The following is a 4,132-nucleotide window of genomic DNA, read 5'->3' as shown; positions in this document are numbered from 1 at the left end:
TAAACGGCTTGCTGATTAAATTGAAGAAACGATCGATACGCAGCGACCCAAAACCAACAAATATACCAACTAATCAATGAGTAAATAAAAGTAGCTAACAAAAATGGTTTTTTTTGTAAAGACCGCAACATTACCCATCGGTGTAATTTAATATAGTCGTCACACGGTAAACCATATCGCCAACTTAATCGAAATAATGGACGCCTCCTTAATAATAAAGCCTTAATTCTGTTTTTAATCGTCATTGGCATTTAAGCACTAACCTTAGTTGCAAAATCACATTGTGAACAACAATAACAACCAACCACTGAGTGATGTTTAAAACCATTGTCACCCGTGATAAACAGCTGATTACAGCACACCCATGCATGCGCTTTCAAACTGGTATTTTCACGCCGTAAACCAAAATACAAACGATAGGGTAAACCGAACATCCCAAGTAAAACACGCGCAACAATTGCTTGCGCAAAACAGTTTGCATGCCAAGGACAATATCGAGCGGTATTAACCACTAAACGAGAAATTTGACGTGCACGCTTCAGTTGTAGTTCACTTAGCTTTGTGATGACTAGAGGCTGTGTATCACAACAGGCAACTGACACACCTAAATAGGGCGCGACACGTGCAAATGGGAAAATCAGCACTATTGCTCTGGCAATTCCAAGTGATGTCCAGGCAAAAATAAAACCAATTTTAAAAAACAATTCATGCTTTTTAAAAGCATGTAATTTTTGATATAAGAACTTCATTGTTAGTTACTTCATCGCTCATTGTTAAGTCTGAACCATTTATTTTTCGTGTAACGAAAAAATTTTCTAAAAGGTATAAGTAGCTTAATATATCGGCCATCACTTTTTGCATAATGATCTATAAATGCCTTATCTCTTTCGTTTGGGCAAAACAACAATAAGTAAAAAGCTTTGCGTCTATGCTCAAATTTACTGTTCATAAGCAATGGAAATGTAACCCATTTTATTGAAGTAATAGGCCGGTATTCACGCAGCCATGAATCGCTTATCCAATTACAATAACTTATTAAGCCAATAAAACCTTTGGGTGTAACAGCAATATCAAGATATTTTGCCATTAAGTATTCACACGCAATAACCTGACGAGTAATGCCAAACTTATGCGCTTCAGCCCACTTTAACTTATCCCAATCAGGAATATGCTGATTAAGTTTTTCATAATAAAATGCTAAATCAATTAGCCATTTAACTCGGTGGCAGTTTGACTTCATCGCATGAACACACAAGTAAAGGTATTCAATAATCGACACGCCTACCACCCCATCTAATAAGGATGCAGTAACCGCTTTAGAAAACTGCGTATTTTCATTATTAACTCGAGTATGAAGCTCCATTACAGGTAAGTAACGAGCTTGGTAACATTTGTCCTTGTAAAAGCCTCCTCGAATAACACTACTTGGAACAATATCAGTAAAGGCGTCATTTATGGACTTATAACCATATTTTAGTAATACTTGTTCTGCTTTTATGGCGTCTTGTTCTGATATCAATAAATCAATATCTTTAGAGAAACGACAATTAAGATCACCATAAAGACGTAAAGATAAATCTATGCCCTTAAAAAAATGATAATTAACCTCAACGTCATTTAGCTGCTTAGATAACTCTGACTGCACTTTAAATTGCTGTAATGTTTTTTGCTTGCAATCAACTTCAGCTGATTTTATCCATAGACGAAAATCTGCAGAAAAATAGTCTGCATCAAGCTTTTTTACCGCAGCAGCAGCCAAGTTCCACACTCTATGGCGCTCAATAAGCCACTTGAGCTGTTCTTCATTAGAGAAGTTTAACAATGCGAGCTTAAGTACCGAAACTGGAGTTTTTGAATTGCACAAGCACAAAAATGTTCTCAATAACGACTCATCTGACGGGGTCATAGTTTTCTTTTTAGTTTAAAACTTATTGTTAACACAGAATACACAATACTTTCACCAAAGTCCTTCCCACCTCCAACTTGCGCTGAAAAAAATGCCACTCATTAATAATGAATGGCATTTTTAAATGTTAAAACCAAACCAAAGAACTAGCCCTTATTGTTAGGCTTTATACATCATTATTGCCCACCTATCGCCACCTCACAATCGGGTAGTAGTTGACGGTACTTATCTGCAAGTGCCTGTTTTGCTTCATCATCACCGTGCACTATGCGAATATGTTTAGGTTTATGATGCATGCGTTTTACAAAATTGATAAAATTAGCTTGGTCGTAAGCGGTTAATTAACCGCTTACCTATCAACCGAGTCGTGCTGCCGCCTGTGTAAAGGATTTCCTAACGGGATACTCAGGCTATCTCCTGACCGATGGCTACAGTGCTTACAATACGCTTAAGCCGGTCACAAAAGCCGCTTGTATGGCACATGCCAGACGTAAATTTACTCTAAATCAACATTAAATAAAACAAAAAAGGAAGCATTCAAAAGATAGATATCTTCTTTATGCTTCCTTTTTATTAAGTTTTCTATTTAGCGCTTTGTTTGTTCCTGACTAGGCACGAACCGCTTTAGCTATATGCTCTGCTTGTGCTTGTGACATTTCAGGATCTGTTGATTCAACCATTACGCGGATTAGTGGTTCAGTACCTGATTTGCGTAATAACACACGACCTTTAACACCTAGAACAGCTTCGGCTTCAATCACTGCTTGTTTTACAGCAGCAGAGGCTAGGATCTCATTAGCATTGTTAGCGATTAAACGCACATTAAGCAGTACTTGAGGTAACTTTTTCATACCCGATACTATCTCCGCTAATGACTCGCCAGATTGTAATACCGCTTGCAATACTAATAGTGATGCCACAACAGCATCGCCAGTTGAGGCCTGGTCAAGGTGTAAAATAAGGCCAGAACCTTCGCCTCCTATGCGCCATCCAGCCTGTTTTAATTGTTCTACCACATAAAGGTCGCCCACTTTGGCGCGTTTAAACGGGATATCCATTTCTTTTAACGCAATCTCAAGGCCGAGGTTCGACATTAATGTGCCGACGACACCGCCTGTCATTGTACCTTGCTGTTTGGCCGACTTAGCTAAAATATACAAAATTTGATCGCCGTCTACTACATGGCCATTATGGTCAACAAACATCACCCGATCTGCATCACCATCCATCGCAATGCCTAAATCAGCTTCATGTACCATAACTGCTGTTTGCAAACTGTCTAAATGGGTCGCACCGCAATGATCATTAATATTGGTACCATTAGGTTTATCATTAATGCTAATCACCTCAGCACCTAACTCACGATATACATTGGGCGCAATATGATACGCCGCACCGTTAGCACTATCGACGACAATTTTAAGGCCTGCTAAGGTTAAATCTTTTGCAAAGACGCCTTTGCAAAACTCAATGTAACGACCAGCAGCATCAGTAATACGGCGGACTTTACCTAGCAATTCAGATGAAACGCATTCCATCGCATTATGATTTAACGCCTGGTCAAGTAACGCTTCAATTTCAAGCTCTTGCTGATCATTAAGCTTAGTGCCAGAGTTTGAGAAAAATTTAATACCATTATCATAAAAAGGATTATGTGATGCACTGATCACCACACCAGCATCGGCACGGAATGTAGAGGCTAAATAGGCCACAGCTGGAGTTGGCATAGGGCCAATTAATGCTACGTTCACACCCGCAGCAGATAAACCTGCTTCAATAGCTGATTCGAGCATATAACCGCTACTACGAGTATCTTTACCAATTAACACTTCTTGAGTACCGGTTGAGGCTAATACTTTGCCCGCAGCCCAACCTAACTTCATAGCAAAATCAGGTGTAATAGGAAACGTCCCCACCTTTCCACGTACACCATCGGTGCCAAAATACTTACGAGACATAAAAATACTCCAATATAAAAAAAAGGTTCTAGGCCCCGTCCCTAAACGCTTTTATTGGGGATCCAGGTATTGCCGTAGATTTTAGGTTTTAGGTACTCGCCCGTCATCCTCAAATGCTTGTATTGGGGATCCAGGTGTTGCCTTTAATTTTGGCTTTGTTGATACCTTAAAGCGTAAAACAAACACCTGGATTCCGGCTTTAAAAGCCTCACCGGAATGACAGAGGTTTTTCGCCATCCCCAAACGCTTTTAATTGGGGATCCAGGTG

4 protein-coding genes and 1 pseudogene are annotated in these 4,132 nt (G+C 39.5%); 1 reads left to right on the top strand and 4 read right to left on the bottom strand.

The features are described 5' to 3' along the window. Nucleotides 1–251: 251 nt before the first annotated feature. The 3 genes from H5202_RS18530 to H5202_RS18520 form a co-directional block, all read right to left on the bottom strand. A complete protein-coding gene (locus H5202_RS18530; RefSeq protein ID WP_182773369.1) occupies nucleotides 252–749 on the bottom strand; it encodes a lasso peptide biosynthesis B2 protein in 498 nt (165 codons plus the stop codon). An 11-nt stretch (nucleotides 750–760) separates the two neighbouring features. Next, nucleotides 761–1,906 (bottom strand): nucleotidyltransferase family protein, encoded by a 1,146-nt coding sequence (locus H5202_RS18525; protein WP_182773368.1) that lies wholly within the window; start codon nucleotides 1,904–1,906, stop codon nucleotides 761–763. Between the two features lie 176 nt (nucleotides 1,907–2,082). Further along, on the bottom strand, nucleotides 2,083–2,220 hold the full coding sequence (locus H5202_RS18520) for an MBL fold metallo-hydrolase RNA specificity domain-containing protein (protein ID WP_336244818.1): 138 nt from the start codon (nucleotides 2,218–2,220) through the stop codon (nucleotides 2,083–2,085). Between the two features lie 40 nt (nucleotides 2,221–2,260). Here H5202_RS18520 and H5202_RS18515 point away from each other — a divergent pair. Then, nucleotides 2,261–2,404 (top strand): annotated as a pseudogene (locus H5202_RS18515) (IS66 family transposase); the annotation flags it as partial. Nucleotides 2,405–2,514: 110 nt separating this feature from the next. On the opposite strand, the gene glmM reads toward H5202_RS18515, so the two are convergent. Continuing rightward, complete coding sequence (gene glmM, locus H5202_RS18510) at nucleotides 2,515–3,864, bottom strand: phosphoglucosamine mutase (protein WP_182773367.1); 1,350 nt, start codon at nucleotides 3,862–3,864, stop codon at nucleotides 2,515–2,517. Nucleotides 3,865–4,132: the final 268 nt, after the last annotated feature.

The organism is Shewanella sp. SG41-4 (assembly GCF_014164505.1).
Classification (GTDB): Bacteria; Pseudomonadota; Gammaproteobacteria; order Enterobacterales; family Shewanellaceae; genus Shewanella.
This window is presented reverse-complemented; position numbering and strand designations above follow the sequence as displayed.

Excerpts from the sequence above, each read along its gene's own strand:
- glmM (WP_182773367.1), bottom strand. The coding sequence starts at position 3,864 with ATGTCTCGTAAGTATTTTGGCACCGATGGTGTACGTGGAAAGGTGGGG.
- H5202_RS18530 (WP_182773369.1), bottom strand. The coding sequence starts at position 749 with ATGAAGTTCTTATATCAAAAATTACATGCTTTTAAAAAGCATGAATTG.
- H5202_RS18525 (WP_182773368.1), bottom strand. The coding sequence starts at position 1,906 with ATGACCCCGTCAGATGAGTCGTTATTGAGAACATTTTTGTGCTTGTGC.